Below are 17,318 nucleotides of genomic sequence, written 5' to 3'. Positions count from 1 at the left end.
TTAGTTCTCCTCTCCTTCCTCCGGCTGACGCCGTTCTTCTTCGGTTAGCTGTAAGAACAGCTCTATCAAGCTATCTTCCGGTTCCGCTCCACCTGTCTGACGCTGATAGAATTTACGGAACAATTCTTGCACCGGCATACGCGAACGGGAAGTCTGTTCGAGCTCCATCTCCATTTGCGGGTAAATTGGACGAATATGAATAATTCCCTCGCGTGACTTGCGCAGGCGCTGTATATCATTCATCGACATGGCTTCACTAAGCCGAATCTCCAAATCTATAAAAGCAGAAGCATCTCTACCTTCATCCAGCCAGTTATATACCTCCTGCAATCCACCAGTGGAGCTCCATCTTACAAGCGGACGCCCACAGCGAAGATAAATTTCTTCGAAGGTTGGCTCACCGCCCGGCGCAACATCAATCAACGTCACCGACTTGGCTTGTCCTGCTTCAGAAAAACTGTATGCCAGCGGGGACCCGCTGTAACGGATCATTCCTTCCCCTTTGACACGCTGAGCGCGATGAAGATGACCTAGTGCAGTATATTGCGCTCCACAAGCCAAAGCAGAAGGATCAACGGTATACGCTCCGCCCACTTGAATCGGACGTTCTGAATCACTTTCCACCCCACCAAGCACATAAATATGGCTCATCGCTAAATTTACGGTCTGCGACGTGAATTCCCGTCCCAATAGCTGCATGAGCTTGCCTACCCGTGCGCTGTAAGCCAGTCGAAGCTCCTCTTCTCCGCTATCCCCTGCAAGTAGCTCACCGAGACGTGCCTCTGAGGGATAGGGAAGGGCTGCTATTTTAGCTATCTCACCTGTGCGCGCAGCATGAACAGTCACCGGCTCAGAGGTAGGAAGTCCAACCAATGTAATCCCCTGTCTTAAAACAAGCGGGGAAACTGAAGATACGCGCTCCGGTTGGTCATGATTTCCGGCGATCACAACAAGTGGTCTGCCTCCTGAAGTCAGCCTTGCAGCTGCCTCATAGAATAGTTGTTCTGAAGCCGCTGGTGGATTAACGGAATCGTACACATCTCCCGCCATCAGAATCAAATCCACTTTATGAAAATCGGCGATCTCCACCAATTCATCTATGAACTGCTCTTGCTCCTTCTGCCGGCTTCTTCCTTCCAGCGTACGGCCAAGGTGCCAATCCCCCGTATGCAATATCCGCATCTTCGTCCTCTTTCCCCGCTCCTATGCGGCAATGAATAGATTTATAATTTCACAGCATGATCGCCGTCAAAAAAGTACAGCCAAATCTCGCTGATCGGTTCTCCCAAAATATCATGTAATGCCTTGCTGTATAACTCTAGCTGAAAACGATACTTTTCCTTAAGCGCTTCTAAACCACCCTGATGTTCTAATACAGAGTCCGTCTTATAGTCTAGCAGAATGATCCGCTCTTCTTCACGGAACAGGCAGTCAATCACCCCTTGGATCAGCACAGCTTCACTAAAGCCTTCATTATTATTCTCAGGGCTTAGCTCTGAGACGGCTTTATTCATATAATCAAGCCCTCGATAAGCTTCGCCTGCGGAAACCATATAACTGAACGGCATTTCTCTAAGCTTCCAAGTAGAATCTATTAATCTACGACCAAGTTCATTCGTATAAAAAGCCTCTATCTGCTCGGGAGCCACTGCCTCCACCTGCTCAGCAGTTAGAATAGCCACTCTCTGCAGGCGGGCTAATGTTTCTTCCACAACTTTAGGATCAACTGAACCCTCCAGCGGAATATGCTGCATAACCGTATGGTAGGCTGTCCCGCGCTCAGCTGGGGTTAGGCTGCGCTTTTCCATAAATTTCGGACGCCGCAAATGAAGACTGTCTGCTCCTGCTTCATTTGGACGTTTATTGTTTTCTGTTGAGTTAGCAGGATAGCTGCTTTCCTCTAGGAGATCATAAGAAGGCTGGTCCTGCATCGACAATAAAGCTTTTAACTCCGTAACAGAGGTTTTGGCAGGAATACCAGAGGCAGCCGCATACGGATAAGGCCATTCTAGTCTTCTAGCAATTTCTTCGCTATTCTCTGATCCATAGACGCTTACAGATTCACCTTTTTGCAGCGCCTTGAGTACAGATTGACGTTCTTCTGCCTTGTCCTCTGAGTTATCCGAAGGAAGGAATGCCCCGGAATTCAGTTCGGAAGCATTCTGCACACTGATGCTCCAGTTCGAGACATCGCTGTGCAGCACTGTCGAGACGGTACCTTCAGAACCGCCTAGCTTACGAAGAATAGCCGCCGCCGGATGCCGGATCAATGCTGGTCCAACCCAATCCAGATAGCTGCGACCCCGGGCTAGTAAATGATCAGCAAGCAGTAGCTCATTCCGATTCTGCACACTGCTCCAGCTAGCAATTTTCCGTGGTAAATCTCTTACGGTACCGACTAGAATCATCTTATCTCTCGGACGAGTTAAAGCTACATATAATACCCGCATTTCCTCAGCCAATAATTCAAGTCGTGTACGACGATTAATAGCCAAATAAGGAAGCGTTGGGTAGCTGACCCGTGTTTCCCGCTCCACAAAACGTGGCCCGAAGCCAAGCTCTTTGTGCATCAGGAAAGGAGAATGCAAATCCTGCCGATTAAACTGCTTCGCCATACCCGCTATAAAAACAACAGGAAACTCCAAGCCTTTGGATTTATGGATGGTCATAATTCTGACCCCATTGCCCTCTTCACCGCCACCACCAGCTACACCAAGATCTCCGCCATTCTCACGAAGCCGTGAAATGAACACCAGAAAACGGAACAGCCCACGCGCCGCAGTATCATTCTCAAATTGAACAGCCCGATCATACAAAGCTTTAAGATTGTTCTGTCGCTGCGAGCCTCCAGGCAAGCCTCCAACCCACTCCAGATAGCCGCTCTCACCATAAATACGCCAGATCAGCTCACTGAGACTGCCTTGTCTAGCCGCATCTCTCCAGCGTTCAAGCCGTTCTATAAAATTCTTAAGCTTATGCTTCAGCTTAAGGCTGATTTGCGGTAAAGCCCCACTTCCAGATTCCACGTCATTAATGATTTCATCGTTATTATCTGAGGTAACTTCCTCTTCCGCTGTACTTGCTGTTTCTATCGCATGAGCCGAGAAAAGATCATATTCTTCCTCAGCTTCTTTTGCATTTTTCATGTTCGCTGCCACTTGTACAGCACGATAGAAAGAACCATGGCTGCACATCCGAACCGTAGCCAGTTCCTCTTCAGTTAAACCAACAACAGGTGAACGAAGCACGCCAGCAAGTGGAATATCCTGCTGAGGGTTATCGACTATTTTTAAGAGTGAGAGCGCAATTTCTACTTCTGTGGCTTCAAAATATCCTTTATTCAGATCTCCGTAAGCAGGGATTCCTTCCATACGAAGCTCTTCAATGATTAAAGGGGTCCATATTCTCGCCGAACGAAGCAAAATCACGATATCACCATAAATCACTGGGCGCATAATCTTAAGCCCTTTATCATAAATCAGCAGCGGAGATCCGCCATTCTGGCCAGTCATCTGTGATATACGCCGAGCAATCGCCCGTGCTTCCAGCTGCGCAGTCTCACTCTCAATGGCTTCACTTTCCTGAAGTGGAGTCTCACCGTCCTCAGCAGTCTCTTCTACTTTACCCGCTGCCGCTCCGCGATCGATCAACAATAGCTCTGGCGCAAAAAAAGTATCTGGCCCCTTCTCTGCTGCACCCGGGAAATTCGCACCATACACAAGCTCAGCACGTTCGTCATAATTAATCTCCGCCACCGTCTCGTTCATAATCTGCCGAAAAATCATATTTACGGCATTTACAACCTCCATACGACTACGGAAATTACGGGCTAGATCGATAACCGAACCGCCAGACGAATCATTAGGCTTCTCAGATAACTCGCTTAACTCGGATTCGCCTGCTACATTACTGCCACTTCCGGCATGGTTTGCGCCAAAGCTACGGTATTTATCCAGAAACAGCCCCGGCTCCGCGAGACGAAATCGATAAATACTTTGCTTCATATCTCCGACCATAAATCGGTTACCAGGTGTTTCACGAGATATTAACCGTACAATCTCTTCCTGTACACTATTCGTATCCTGATATTCATCCAGCAGAACCTCATCGAATTGAGCACGGTACTCCATCGCTGCATCAGAAGGCAGGGAATGGCCTGGCAGAGATTCTGGATGGCGTAAAATTTGCAGACAATAATGCTCCAAATCACTGAAGTCGACTAGACCCCGTCCTGCTTTTTCGATTCGATAACGTTCACCGAACGCTATCACCGTCTCAGCAAGCTCTGCCATAAGAGGAGCCGCCTCGTTAAGTTCTCTCAAAAAAACATCTGCAGGACGACCAAACAATGCCTTCTGAAGATCTAAAATACTCTTCTTCACACTGTCGCGCAGTTCTTTAACCATTTCCTGCAGTCCAGGATCTGTCGAATCCTTCTTACAAGCTTTCAGTTTTCCAAAGTATACTTCCATAAAAATATCATATAATTCTGCCCAGGGCCGTTCATTTACAGCCTCCTGCAATGCATTTACCATCTCAAGATCAGCCGTAAAATTCTCGGCATATGGCGCCGGACCACCCGGTTGTAGTGCGATCTCCCTACCTTGGATAAGCTGACTGGCTGCACCCGCAAGGGTAAGCTTCGCTTCTTCTAGGATACTTAGCACCCACGGTGTTCGGCCCAGACTTCCTGTGTCTGGTAATGAGAAATCTGCTGCGGTATCACGAAGCCACTGCTCTGGCCAAGGATGGCTGCGGGCATAATCATGCAGTCGCTGTATGAGCGCATGTACTGCATCATCGCTGCGCTCACCACTGAACCAGTCAGCAAGCTGTATAAATACGCTATCCTCGCCATCCGCGCCTGCTTCACCATATTTTTCCTCCAGCAGCTCTTGAAGCAGCTCCTGTCGCATCATTTCTGCTTCATGTTCGTTCAGGATACGGAAACCGGGATCTATCGGAATAATCTGATAGTAACGCCGGATCACTTCCAGACAGAAAGAGTGTAGTGTTGTAATCGAAGCTTTCCCAAGCAATGACAGCTGACGGCGTAAATGATCATTCTCTCCATTCTCCTCCAGCTCCCGATCAAGTGCTTCCCTGATCCGCTGGCGCATCTCGGCAGCAGCAGCTTTGGTAAACGTAGCTACTAGCAATCTGTCTACGCTGAAACCGTTCTCTTCTTTGCTAATCTTGCGAATAATCCGTTCTACCAGCACCGCCGTCTTTCCGGAGCCTGCTGCCGCAGCTACAAGAATATCGTCACCGCTCTCAGCGATAGCGCGCCACTGGTCATCACTCCATACGCTTCCTTCCGGTTTCGCTTCTATTCCAGGCTTAATACTCATGGTGTAGTTCCTCCTTTACGGGACAGCAGATCCCAAATGACGTCCTTCCCTGGCTTACCCAGATTGTTGTAGCCATTGCCTTCCACGGCTTCATCGAACTGGCAGACGGGTCTAAAGGAACAGAATGTGCAGGCTGTCTCTTGCCCAATCCGATAGGGCTCAATTGCCACATCACCTTCCGTAATACGAGTCCCGATATCCGAGATCGTTCCCCGAACGGAAGACAATAAGTGCCCCCATTGCTCTGGTGTAGCTACAGAAGCACTACTATAAAAGCTGCCATCAACCTTTACTGCTACAGGCACGATAGAAGAATACCCTTTATCTAAAGTTGTATCCATTAGAGATACAACCTCACGGTCTGCTGTAAGCAGCCCTTTCATCTTGAAGCGTTTCAATAATTCTTGCTCTGCCTGTTCCTTGTTCATCCCATTAGATGAGGTTAACAGTGGGTCATGCACATGGAAATACAGCGTCCCTGCTGGAAGTGCCGGCTGCCCAAGCCATTGCTCAGAGTACGTAAGCAGCACATCCAGATAGGTCAGCATCTGTAGCGATAATCCATAGTACACCTCGTGCAGCTTGAGGTCTTTTTGACTCGATTTATAATCAATTACTCGCAGAAGAATTCCATTCTCTCCACGCGCCATGTCTACTCGGTCAATCCGTCCAACTACCTCCATCACACAGCCATTCGGCAGCGTAATTCTTAAAGGAGGCAACTCCTTATCCGGTCCAAAATCCAGCTCCAGCCCTACCGGCTCAAAGCTACCTCGGCGGGCATGCTCGCCCAGAATTACAGAAGCACGTCCAACAATGTTTTTTAGCTTACGTGAAATGTATCCGTAACGTTTAGAGCTCATCAGAATTTCACCCTGCAGCATAGGCGATAAACGTTCTACCGTCTCACTTGCCTCACGCCGGCACTCCTCTGGAGACAAGCTTCCCCAGCCGCGGCCCTCTTCTTTCAGTCTGACCGCCATGTCACTTAACGCAGCATGGAACAGTTGTCCAATATCAGGTGCTTGCAGCTTATATAGCTGGCGTTCCTTCAGTCTAAGTCCATAGGATGCAAAATGGGAGAAGGAGCAGGCAACAAACTTCTCCATTCGGGAAACACTGCCTCGCAGTGTCGATCCACCGTACAATCTAAGGCTTGTTCCACGCTTTAGCTTCGTTCCCACGTTACGATAGAACAATGAACTGAGCAGACGTTTCAATTCGAGACTACGAATATCATCAGCAGCGAACCAGTTATACACATCCCACCATAATTCAGGTATCTCCGTCCCCTGGCGCCACTGGCGTAGCTGCATAATCAATGCACGAAGACTCTGTTCTGGATGACCAATGTAACCGAGGTGAATAGAATCTCTGACTTCTTCTGGTAGTCCTGCAGAGGGAAGTGCGGATAAGCTGTGCTCTTGAACCCTTGGGAACATTCTATGCAAATGACGGATTACCTCGGAGGGAAGAAGCGCCTTGCCCTCATCATCAGCAGTGGCGTAGCTAATCCAGAGCTTTCGACTTCCTGTCGTTAGCGCATTATAGATCAAAAACCGCTCGTCCAGCAGTTTACGAGAAGCACCAGGAGCAAGCTCCATACCGGCGTTCTCAAGCACGGAGCGTTCGCCTTCCGAGAGAATTCCATCTTCCTTAAACTGCGCAGGCACAACACCTTCATTAAATCCAAGCAAAAAAGCGTATTTAACTCCCGTTGGTCGAGTCCGATCCATGTTACCAACCAGTACTTGATCGAGCGCGGGAGGAACAAGTCCCATCTTAAGCTCTGCAAGTCCTGTCTCTAGGACTCCAGTGAACACATCAAATTCAAGTCTTTCGTTGCCCATCATTTCGACGATCTGATCTAGCAGATCAAGCACTGCACCCCACAGCTGACTATGTTCTCTAGCCTTCTCTGGTTGCCCCTTCTCCATAGCTTCAACGCTAAGTTTCTCCAGCTTTCGAGCTACATCCGTTTCATCTAGCAGCTTGTACACTGCGGTAGAAAGTTCAAGACCGCTTCTACTCTTCTGTATCCGTTTCTCAAAAGCAAATAGAGGATCCGTTATACTAGCACGGCATCGCTCCATCGCAGCAAGCAGTTCTTCATCCATCTGTCTGCCGCCTTCAAGCGACAAGCTAGGAATCCCTTTCCATGAGCGGCCATCCGTCCAGCGATACCCCTGAATCCCGCAAGCCAGCACATAATTCTCTAAGGCATCCATATCCTCACGCGTAATACTACCATCCAGCGGTCGCAAAAGATCCGTCTTTACGCAGCGAAATACATCCTCGTAACGCCAACGTCGGCGCACCACATCCAGTGCTGAACGTACAAACTCCACCAATGGATGGTGTAGCTCATTTACCTTCTGGTCCAGAAAAAATGGCACTCCGTAATCTTGGAACAAAGGTTTAATCAGTTGCTCGTAATCTCCAATATTACGCATCAATACGGCCATCTCGCCATATTTTGCACCTTCATCCCGTGCCAGCCTGATCATTTCACGTAGTGCTCCCTCAACCTCTGCTCTGTGAGAAACTGCCGCGCCTATAGATATCGCTTCATTTGCCAGTTCATCTGCACCCATCCAGATCTTTCGGCGGTCATATCCCCTTTCGAGATGAGCAAGAACAGGACTTTCTTCAAAACGCGGAAGAACCGCTGGCTCCAGAAGCTCGTCCCACACATCGATGCCTAGCTCTTCGGCTATTCCACGCAGTTTAATGTAAGTAACCGCAGTTGGGTGAAATAATTCTAGCTCATTCAACTGATCTCCATAGGGATACGAACGATCAAGCGTAAGGGAGACGGTCAGCTTCGACGCTTGCTGCATCAATTCTCGAAGCACTACGAATTCCTGCGGGGTAAAGCCGTGGAACCCATCTACCCAAATCTCCGCTCCATGAATGTAGGAGGAGTCAGGAATATGCTCAGCTAGTTCCGCTAAACGATCCTCTTCATCGATGTAGAGACGTGACATCTCCTTCTCTAGATCGCTGAATACCAGCTGTAAATCATCCAGCTTGCCTTCAAGAATAGGACTTTTTGCAATAGCGCCTCGCATTGCGGATAACTGCTCCTCTAAATCAGAGGAAGCCAAGCAGCAACGCTTCATCTCCGTATGCAGTTGATTAAGCCGTTCCACAAAACCCGGTCTGTCTGCAGAGGCACCGAACAATTTCAGTTCCTCTTTGCGACGACGGATGATTTTGTAAATTAACATCTTTTTACCTTCTTCACTGATAGGCAGACTAGCGCTGCCTCCAGTTTCCTGTTTCACTCGATAGGCAAGCCGAGAAAAGCTTAGTGTCTGCGCCCGAATGCTTCCCTTTACGTTCCCTACGGTCAGAAGCCCCCGTTCTGCTCCAAAGGAACCTTGTTCCGGTACAAGAATAATGATCGGTGCGCCAAGAGGCTCCTTCTCTAATGAAGAAGAGATAGACTCCCATATTTTTGTTGTCTTGCCGCTGCCCGAGCGGCCTAGTAAAAAGGTTACCGACATAAATGATAGACTCCTTCCGTAGCGGAGAAAATGTATAAGATATAAGGTGAAATATTCACCGTTTGATGATGTTTAATTGAAAAAGTTCAGTCGTTCCTCGTCCCCTCAGTATAGCATAACTGCACAAATCAGAACATGCGTTTGCTATTATTTTCTAATGATTTACAATAAGAATCTTGTAAATCACGAATCCAACTCTTTTCAGAACATAGCAAAAAATCCGTAAAAGGAATCCTTGTTTAAAGATTCCTTTTACGGATCAACGTCCATTGTCTATATGAACAACCAGCTTATTTCTTACTTCTCACTTCAAAAATCGCAAACTTCAGGTAGTGACCTTCGTTAACGCCTAGAATCTGCGGATGGTCTTTGCCTGCGGCACGCCATTCCACAAGTCTCAATACTTTACCAGCATCTTTAGCTGCATCTGCAATCGTTTCAAGGAACAGATCCGGCTGCATGTGGTAAGAACAACTTGCGGTAACCAAATATCCACCTTCATTCACCAGCTTCATACCATGCAGATTAATATCTTTGTAACCACGGCAAGCACCTGCTACTGCACTTTTAGTTTTCGCAAACGCTGGCGGGTCTAGGATAACTACATCCCAAGTTCTGCCTCCACCTGCTGTCATCGGCTTGGAGGTATCGGTTTTGGTTGCTTTGCCTCCAGATTTAGCATTTGTAGTCACTACTGTTGATTCCGTTCCGCTTGCAACCGTAGCCCGCTCCGAACGTTCCTCCAGCCCTTTAACCTGATTGCGCAGGTAGGCAAAAGCATCATCCACTACAAATTCCACTCGGTCACTAAAACCATTCAGCTCCACATTGACCTTGGCACTCTCTATAGCATGAGCGGAAACGTCGAGGCAGGTTACTTTTTTCGCGCCATACTTGCAAGCATGCAGAGTGAAGCTGCCTGTGTGCGAGAAGCATTCCAGCACTGTAGCACCATCCCAATAAGGGAAGGTTACATGTTTACCACTCTTATTTACTGGCAAAGTCTGTAGAGATCCATCTTCTGCTTCGATTTGTTGCAGTGTAATGCCGCTTCGTCCACCCCAGCCCTTCATGAGTGGCGCAATGGATGCTCTATTCTCACGCTGATCAAAGAAATAACCTGTCTTCTGGCCCTCTTCGATATCTACTACCAGCTTCAGGCCATTCTCACTTACGGTAACATGCCGTGGGCATTCCCCATACAGCACGCCTGTAGTCTGCTCCATCCCTTCCAGTTCGCGCACGCTAACATCACTGCGTTCATAAATACCACGCGGTGCCATAACCTGTACAAGTGCTTCAACAATCTCTGAACGGCGCTTGTCCATTCCAAGTGTAAGGAGCTGCACAACCAGAATATCCCCGAATCGATCCACAATAAGCCCTGGCAAAAAGTCCGCCTCTCCATAAACCAACCGGTAAGCATCTGCCTCAGGAAGGAAACGTTCTCTATGCTGTAGACAATTCGTAAACCGTTCTGCGAAAAAAGCGGTGTCCATGATAGCCAACGGTCCCTGTGATACAATTCTTACCCGAATCTGCGATGCTGGATTGTAATATCCTACAGCTAGAAACCGACCTTGATGGTTAAGGACATCGACTAATCCCCCAGCCTCTGGGTTTCCTTCTACTGATGCAACTTCACCTGCGTAGACCCATGGATGACCCTGTTCCAGTCTTTTTTTACGATTGCGTTCTAAAATAACCGATGCCAATGACTTCAACTCCCTGTTTTTCTAAAAATGATTTTATACATGTCCTACTCGTTACTTTCATATATTGGTGTACAACCCTCGTCCAAAGGAGTATGCCCTATGTTCCGTGAACTGCTTTTCCCTATCATATATGGTCTTATTATCTTTCTGGCTGGCATGAAGCTAATGGAAACAGCTTTGTCCAAGCTCGCGGGCCCTCTGATGACTAGAAGCCTTAATAAGGCTACCTCAACGCCAATCAAAGGAATGATTGCCAGCAGCTTGCTGTCGGCCCTGCTTCAGAGCAGCACGGCTGTAACCGTGTTGACGATCGGTATGGTGAATGCCGGCCTGCTCACCTATGCTCGTACACTAGGCATTATCTTAGGTAGCAACATCGGCACTACTTTGACCACAGAACTGATCGGACTTCAGATCAATTCCATGGCCTCCCCATTGCTGGCTGCCTCGCTGAGTCTGTGGGCAGCTGCGGTTATAGCAGGCGAGTTACCACATACGTCACGGGCGGCAGCACTGTGCCGGAAAATATCAGAGCCGCTGCAATTCATCAGCCTGGCTGTATCAGGATTCGCCCTAGTCTTATGGGGAATCGCAGTCATGCAATCCATCGGCGGTACTCTTCAAGAGAGTGGCCTATTCCTCTGGTTCCTGAATCATGCTGCCACAAGTGCCCTATGGGGACTCGCCGCAGGTGCCTGCTTAACTGCCCTGTTACATAGCAGCGCAGCAGTTATAGCCATGGCCATGGGTATTGCTGCCTCGGGTGCCATGCCGCCAGAGCTCGGCATAGCCATCGTGCTCGGTGCTAATGTCGGTACCTGCTTCACGGCAGTCATTGCTTCCATCGGCGGCTCATCTTCCGGCGTCTTCGTCGCTTGGTCGCATGTTGCGCTCAATGTAGGCGGTGCGCTACTGTTCCTACCTCTAATCGGGCCCCTACAAGCAACTGCTGCATGGATTGGCGGAGGACCCGCCTCACAAATCGCCCATGCACAGACTATTTTTAATGTAGTATGCTCGCTAATCGCACTACCATTATGTTACCTGCCTGTTTGGTCAAGACTGGAGAAACGTCTTCAATCGTAACTATATGTTGTAATGCCTGAACCCAAACTTTCCACAACTGTACTATTATACTTCAATCGAAAATATTATAAAACCGCGATCCATCGTAAAAAGTGATTACTGTCGAAGATATTGCGATCAGAGCAAATAAGATCAAAGCAATATAATCGTTCCTTGAGAACGGACGACTGCTGTACCAAGTCCGTTTACTCTTAGTTCCGAAGCCACGTAACTCCATGGCCGTACTAATATTCTCAATTCGCTCGATACTAGTCAGAATCAAGGGCATAAGAATCGAAATGATATTTTTAAGCCGCTTAGGCAGCTTTTCTTTTCGAGAGATGTCTATTCCACGTGCCTGTGCAGAAAACGATATGTTCTCATAATCTCTTTGGATATCCGGAATGTACCGCAGAGCTAGCGATACAGAATATGCGATTTTGTAATTCACTCCAACCTTGTTTAAGGATGCTGCAAATTCACTAGGATTTGTGGTTAAAAGAAATAACAATGCCATAGGAATGACTACTGCATATTTAAGGGCAATATTAAATTGATAGAATAGCTGCTCCCATGTAACGGTATACCGACCTACAAGATGAACAATATCATGGCGTGAACCGTAGACCTTTACACCTTCCAATGGAGAAAAAATAAAGATAGCTATATGATTAAGTACAAAGAAGATCAAGATGAAATATAGCACAAAGGCATAATCCTGAAATTGAACTTTAGAGATTCTAAAGGCAACCAAGCTAAATAAGAGCATCACTATTAGACATCTTGTATCATATGTAATCATCCCAGTCACAGACCAAACTACAAATAGAATCAACTTAGTGGCGCCTGTAAGACGGTGAATAGGTGAATCTTGCTTCGTAAAAGTTAACATTGTGGCCTTCATCCGCCCCGGCTCCTCCTATCGTATGCAATAAATCTTCTTACGAACTCTTCAGGCTGATCCAATTGGGCCTTCATAGCCAGTGTAAATAGTGAGGTTTCCTTCAAGTTAGCATTTCTCACTACTTCTATATTGGTTAGTACTCGCTCAGGGCTGTCATCCGCAAGCTTCACGCCATCAGATAACACTACCGCTCTATCAGCATACTCAAGCATAAGATGCATATCATGCGTAATCATAATGACCGTCATTCCCTGCTCCCGCAGCGTGAGAAGGAATTCCATCATCTCGTTATAGTGCCTATAATCCTGAGCTGCAGTCGGCTCATCCAATATGATGACTTCCGGCTCCAGGATCATAATAGACGCTATAGTAACTCGTTTCTTCTGACCATAGCTGAGCGCCGAGATAGGCCAGCTACGAAAAGCATATAGACCACATATTTTCAAAATATGATGCACTCGATCACGAATAAGCTCCTCTGGCACTCCTCGTAATTTAAGACCTAGCGCAACCTCATCATATATGAGCGTCTTGGAAATCATATGATTAGGATTCTGCATCACGAAACCGATCCGCTCTGCCCGCTCCTTAATCGTATCCTTTGCAATGTCCCTTCCGTTCATCCGTATCGATCCGGAGGTGGGCTTATAAAATCCACAGATGAGCTTAGATACCGTGGATTTCCCTGCCCCGTTTCGACCGGCTATACAGACCATTTCTCCTTTATTAATAAGGAGGTTAAGCTTATGAAGCACTGGTCGATTCTTTTCGTAACCGAATGAAATATCTCTTAACTCCAGGATAGGTAGATTCTCGATCTTATCCTGCCGCGCTTTATTGTCATCATACCAGTACTCAAGCTTACTGGAGCAGGAGTCCAGCCGAATTTCATCTATATGCTGTGGATTCATATCTGATGTAATCGTACATCCTGCATACTTTAAAGCTGTTAAATAGAGAGGTTCCCGAATACCTACTTCTGAAAGTAAGCTAGTGCTTAACAGCTCAGCTGCTGGCATATCCGCCGCAATGCGTCCATCATGGATCACAATAATGCGGTCCACCGCACGGTGAAGTACTTCCTCGAGTCTGTGCTCGATAATAATAACCGTTTTACCGGTCTCTTTTTGCACTCGATCAATAAGCTCTATCGCTTTTGTGCCGGTATAAGGATCTAAGTTTGCCAAAGGCTCATCAAACAACAGGATGTCCACATCACCAACTAGAACACCAGCTAAGGTCGTTTTCTGCTTCTGACCGCCTGATAATTCCTGGGGCGAAGATTCCAAATATTCGTGGATATCCACCGCTGTTGCTGCAGCCACTACCCTTTCTATCATCTCAGCCTGCTGAACTGCGTGATTCTCCAGACTGAAGGCGATATCCTCTCCAACCGTTAATCCAACAAATTGTCCATCCGGGTCCTGCAATACAGTCCCTACCTGATCCGACAATGCTGCAATACTAAGTTCTTTCTGCTCCAGACCCATAATTCGCAATGACCCAGACATTTCACCTTTATATGCAAAAGGGATGAGTCCGTTTATACAATGGGCCAGTGTACTTTTTCCAGAACCTGAGGGTCCTACAATAAGTACCTTCTCCCCTTCGGCAATCGTTAAGTTGATGTCTGCGAGTGTAGGTTCCTGCTGTGCCCGATATTGAAAACTGAAATCCTTAAATTCAATCACTGCTTTTTTCATCCTTGACCTTCCTCTTAGCTTCGTTTGAAGAATTCCACTTCCATTATATGTTTTATAGCCATGAAAAAGCCGGTGATCTCCACCGGCTTTTGGTTTGGATTATATGCTACTCAGGCTTCTCTGGTCAAGCTGCCTTGCTTCGTTCTTGTCTTAGCATATGCAATTGCGAGTAGTGAACCAATCACTGCCACAGTGACTATATTGGATGCTCCGGCGATAAGTCCTTGTGTGAATACTTTATTCGCTGGTTCCGCATAGATTAGAATATCCAGTACAGGTGCTACTAAGAACCAGGCGATTGCGTTCGCTACAATCTGGGCCAGATTAAAACGAATCAATTCCTTTCGTCCGAACTCCCCATCATGAATCCCAATTCTAGCCACAAGCAGACCCACAACGAGCCCAACAATTCCAGAAGCGATCACCCAACTGAACCAAGGGGAACCATAAAAAATCGCATCCTTCAGTGTATGTCCGATCAGGCCAATGAGTAATCCGGCAAAAGGACCGTATAACAGTGCGAACAATGCCAGTAAAGCATATGTAGTCTCAATGTTAGTGTTTGGAATTCCGGATGGAATCGAACCGAACCTGCCCAAAATAACGAATAGAGCAGAACCGATACCAATCGCAACAATCGTCTTAATCGATAACACCTTTTGTTTTGCCATGTTTTCATCTCCCCCAATGCATCTTTTTTATATTATGTGATTATACATCGGAATAGTATGAATTACTATAGAATAAAATAATAAAAAAATCTGCAAAGCAACATTAATGTTGGCTTTGCAGACCCAGACCACTTATAGATTCATTATTCAAATGATTTGCTCTATCTATTTCACAGTAACGGTTACCGTCACTGTCTTGGTGCCAATCTTTCCTTTAATGGATGCCGTTCCTTTGCTCACAGCTACAATCTGACCGCTAGCAGATACTCTAGCTACAGAAGGCTTAGAACTAGTCCACGCCGCACTTCCAGTAACAACAGCTGTCTTCCCCGTATCATACTGCGCAATCACAACTGCGTTCTGAACAGCGCCCGGAGCCATCTTCAGTCTCTTCTCATTAACAGTCAACTTCATTAGCTTAGGAACAACATTAATTTTGACACTAGCAGCGAGCCCTTGGTAAGAACCTGATAACGTCGCAGTTCCTTCTGTTATGGCTTTAACAGATGTACTTTTAACCGTGGCAACTGCCTCATTCGAGGACTCCCAATTCATGCTGCTGGAGATATTCCCCGTCTTACCATTAGAGTAGTAAGCCGTTACCTTTACGGATTTAGAACCTTTAATATTCAATTCAATCGCATTCGGTTCTACAACAATCTTAGTAACCTTTTGTTCAATAGTAACCGGGATACTGATGGTCTTATTAGCGTAGGTTCCCTTTAAAGTGGCAGAACCCTTCACCAATCCTTTGATTACCTTGCCGGAAGATGTTGTCTTGATAATGGCATTCGTACCGGTAATCTCCCATTCCATAGTACTTGTAACATCGAGTTCATTCCCATTTTCCATTACAGCTTTAACTTCAGGAACAGCCTTCTCTTCACCAGTAACAATCACAAAGTTTTCCTCTGGTCCGAGCAAAATATGAACCTTATCTTTAACTGTAACACTCACTACAACACTTTTTTCACGAATTGCTGCTTTAGAGGAGGTAGGGTTCTCCGATTTTATCTTGCCGACAATATTAACAGTACCAGCCATTTCAGCAACGAGCTTGCCATCTTTGATGATGGCGATCTCATCGTTGGCAGAAGTCCACTCGATTTCTTGACTGAAATCCAGCTTCGTTCCATCTAGTTTAGTTCCGTTTACCTTTGGCAAACTAACGGAATCCTCTGTGTACATGTCCAGTTCCTTTTTATCAGCTTCCAACTCAGTAATCGTAGGGAATACCGTCAACTTAAAGCTTTTACTAATCCCTCTGTACTCTGCTTTAATAACCGAAGTTCCCACTGCTTTTGCGGTGATCGCTGCAGCATCACTTCCCGCAGTAACCGTTGCCGCGAGCTGGTTATCCGAACTCCATACTGCACTACCCGATACATTCGGAGTGGAATTCGCAGCATCTCGAACCTCTGCTTTAACGTTCAAACTCTCACCCATAAACAAGAATTGATCGCCTGATGGAGTAAGCAATAACGCCTCGTAAGGAGCACGTACATATACATCCACAGTTTGTGTAATCCCCAGATAAGATACTGTAATTACAGCTTTTCCTGCGGACAGTACTTTGATTTCTCCCTTGTCTACAGTAGCGACACTCGTATTAGAAGAAGACCATTCCGCTTTTTCTGAAATATCATTTGCGGTCGTCTTTGTAGTCTCTTTGGTAAACGCAGCTACTTTCACCGGATTATCGCCAACGAGCATTTCAATTTCCTTAATTACGATGCCCTTATCATTTTTAAGCTCAATTTCAGAATAAGGCAATTTCACTACAGCTTTAAAGGTTGCTGTTAAGTCCTTGTATTTGGCAGTAATGGTTGAGGTACCTTCACCTGCCAGTTTGATCTTACCTTCTGCAATCGTCAATACGCTTGTATTGGAGCTGCTCCAAGTGGTATCAGCCGTTACATCCTTAGCAGAAGTCGCTGTTTCGCCACCAATCGCATTGGCCTTGACCAACAGTTTATCCTCTTCGTCACCCAATTTATAGTTCCCTTCGGAGCTATATTCGAGCTTCAATTCTTTGATCGGATGTGTTACCTCTACTTCAATAGTAGCGAGCGCATTATTATAAGTAGCTGTAATAATAGCTTTTCCGCTATCTATTGGAGTCAATAAGCCATTTACTACTTTCACAGCGTTAGTGTTAGAAGAATTCCATACCACTGCACCAGTCACATCTCTTTTGGAGGAGGACCCTTCCACATTCGCATATACCTTCAGTTGCTTTGGCGTTTGTCCAACCGTAAGCTGCACTTTGGCTGAGCTTTCGAATTCGATCGAGTTAATGTCGCCGGCAGCTGCAAAGACACTTACCGGAAAAACCGCAGTAGCTAACAATATCATGATGAGGAGCATTTTCGTCATTTTCCTGTACACAGTCATTTGTTC

At 46.6% G+C, this 17,318-nt stretch carries 9 protein-coding genes; 1 reads left to right on the top strand and 8 read right to left on the bottom strand.

Going from position 1 to position 17,318, the window contains the following annotated elements:
* The 4 genes from UQ64_RS02665 to UQ64_RS02650 all read right to left on the bottom strand — a co-directional run bounded on the left by UQ64_RS02665 (position 1) and on the right by UQ64_RS02650 (position 10,575).
* On the bottom strand, positions 1-1,182 hold the full coding sequence (locus UQ64_RS02665; protein ID WP_060621981.1) for an exonuclease SbcCD subunit D: 1,182 nt from the start codon (positions 1,180-1,182) through the stop codon (positions 1-3).
* 41 nt (positions 1,183-1,223) lie between these two features.
* On the bottom strand, positions 1,224-5,351 hold the full coding sequence (addA, locus tag UQ64_RS02660) for a helicase-exonuclease AddAB subunit AddA (protein ID WP_060621980.1): 4,128 nt from the start codon (positions 5,349-5,351) through the stop codon (positions 1,224-1,226).
* Positions 5,348-8,860 carry a helicase-exonuclease AddAB subunit AddB gene (gene addB, locus UQ64_RS02655; RefSeq protein ID WP_060621979.1) on the bottom strand — a complete coding sequence of 1,171 codons (3,513 nt, stop codon included), beginning with the start codon at positions 8,858-8,860 and terminating at the stop codon, positions 5,348-5,350. Before addB ends, addA begins: the two co-directional genes overlap by 4 nt.
* Before the next feature lie 290 nt (positions 8,861-9,150).
* A complete protein-coding gene (locus UQ64_RS02650) occupies positions 9,151-10,575 on the bottom strand; it encodes a class I SAM-dependent rRNA methyltransferase (protein WP_060621978.1) in 1,425 nt (474 codons plus the stop codon).
* 99 nt (positions 10,576-10,674) lie between these two features.
* On the opposite strand from UQ64_RS02650, the gene UQ64_RS02645 reads away from it, so the two are divergent.
* A complete protein-coding gene (locus UQ64_RS02645; protein ID WP_060621977.1) occupies positions 10,675-11,661 on the top strand; it encodes a Na/Pi cotransporter family protein in 987 nt (328 codons plus the stop codon).
* Positions 11,662-11,713: 52 nt separating this feature from the next.
* Here UQ64_RS02645 and UQ64_RS02640 read toward each other — a convergent pair whose 3' ends face one another.
* From UQ64_RS02640 to UQ64_RS02625, 4 genes are all read right to left on the bottom strand, one after another.
* Positions 11,714-12,544 (bottom strand): energy-coupling factor transporter transmembrane component T family protein, encoded by an 831-nt coding sequence (locus UQ64_RS02640; protein ID WP_060621976.1) that lies wholly within the window; start codon positions 12,542-12,544, stop codon positions 11,714-11,716.
* On the bottom strand, positions 12,541-14,247 hold the full coding sequence (locus UQ64_RS02635; protein WP_060621975.1) for an ABC transporter ATP-binding protein: 1,707 nt from the start codon (positions 14,245-14,247) through the stop codon (positions 12,541-12,543). Before UQ64_RS02635 ends, UQ64_RS02640 begins: the two co-directional genes overlap by 4 nt.
* 110 nt (positions 14,248-14,357) lie before the next feature.
* Positions 14,358-14,918, bottom strand: coding sequence for an ECF-type riboflavin transporter substrate-binding protein (locus UQ64_RS02630; RefSeq protein WP_042190972.1), 561 nt, complete (start codon positions 14,916-14,918; stop codon positions 14,358-14,360).
* Positions 14,919-15,083: 165 nt separating this feature from the next.
* On the bottom strand, positions 15,084-17,312 hold the full coding sequence (locus tag UQ64_RS02625) for a hypothetical protein (RefSeq protein ID WP_060621974.1): 2,229 nt from the start codon (positions 17,310-17,312) through the stop codon (positions 15,084-15,086).
* Between the last annotated feature and the right edge of the window lie 6 nt (positions 17,313-17,318).

Source organism: Paenibacillus etheri (genome assembly GCF_001012825.1).
In the GTDB taxonomy this organism is placed as follows: domain Bacteria; phylum Bacillota; class Bacilli; order Paenibacillales; family Paenibacillaceae; genus Paenibacillus_AQ; species Paenibacillus_AQ etheri.
Note: the sequence above shows the minus strand (reverse complement) of the source record. Positions and strands in the feature narration are given on the sequence as shown.